Annotated in this window: 1 protein-coding gene; it reads left to right on the top strand. The window is 53.9% G+C overall.

The annotated features are described in order from the left end of the window. Nucleotides 1-953: C1 family peptidase (locus OKA04_RS25015; RefSeq protein WP_264503867.1), on the top strand; the 953-nt coding region annotated here is incomplete at its 5' end. Between the last annotated feature and the right edge of the window lie 140 nt (nucleotides 954-1093).

The raw sequence follows: 1093 nt of genomic DNA, 5'->3' as shown, positions 1-1093 counted from the left end.
CTGAGATCAAGGACCAGGGAGGTTGCGGAAGTTGCTGGGCTTTCTCAGCAATAGCAGCTGTAGAAGGCATCAACCAGATTGTTACTGGCGACCTGATATCTTTGTCTGAGCAGGAGCTAGTTGACTGTGACACTTCATATAACGAGGGATGCAATGGAGGTCTGATGGACTATGCATTTGATTTCATCATCAACAATGGTGGAATCGACACCGAGGATGACTACCCTTACAAAGGCAAGGACGAACGGTGTGACGTAAACAGGAAAAACGCAAAGGTTGTCACAATTGACAGCTACGAAGATGTAACACCAAACAGTGAGACGAGTCTGCAGAAGGCGGTAGCAAACCAGCCCGTCAGTGTTGCAATTGAAGCCGGTGGCAGAGCATTCCAGCTCTACTCATCGGGTATCTTCACGGGTAAATGTGGAACAGCACTAGACCACGGCGTCGCTGCTGTTGGGTACGGCACAGAGAATGGCAAGGACTACTGGATCGTGAGGAACTCGTGGGGCAAGAGCTGGGGTGAGTCCGGCTACGTCCGTATGGAGCGCAACATCAAGGCGAGCAGTGGCAAGTGCGGCATTGCCGTTGAGCCATCCTACCCTCTGAAGAAGGGCGAGAACCCCCCGAACCCCGGCCCTACTCCGCCGTCCCCAACCCCGCCTCCCACCGTCTGCGACAACTACTACACTTGCCCCGATAGCACCACCTGCTGCTGCATCTACGAGTATGGCAAATACTGCTACGCCTGGGGCTGCTGCCCACTCGAGGGCGCCACCTGCTGCGATGATCACTACAGCTGCTGCCCTCACGAGTACCCCATCTGCAATGTTCAGCAGGGAACCTGCCTCATGGCTAAGGACAGTCCACTGGCAGTGAAGGCTCTGAAGCGTACCCTGGCAAAGCCAAACTTGTCTTTCTTGTTTGGCTACGGCAAGAAGAGCAGCGCTTGAGCACTTTCAGAACCGTATCAGACCGTCCAGAGCCAGCGTGGTTGCATCATCAAATGATCAGCTGGTAACTGACGAAGACGATTGCGCAGCTCGGCGGCGAACCCTGCGCACTAAGTATATCTGCTTTTATAATAGATTTC

Origin of the sequence: Luteolibacter flavescens (genome assembly GCF_025950085.1) — a bacterium.
GTDB lineage: Bacteria > Verrucomicrobiota > Verrucomicrobiia > Verrucomicrobiales > Akkermansiaceae > Haloferula > Haloferula flavescens.
The sequence above is the reverse complement of the archived record's forward strand: the minus strand, read 5'-3'. Positions and strand labels throughout refer to the sequence as shown.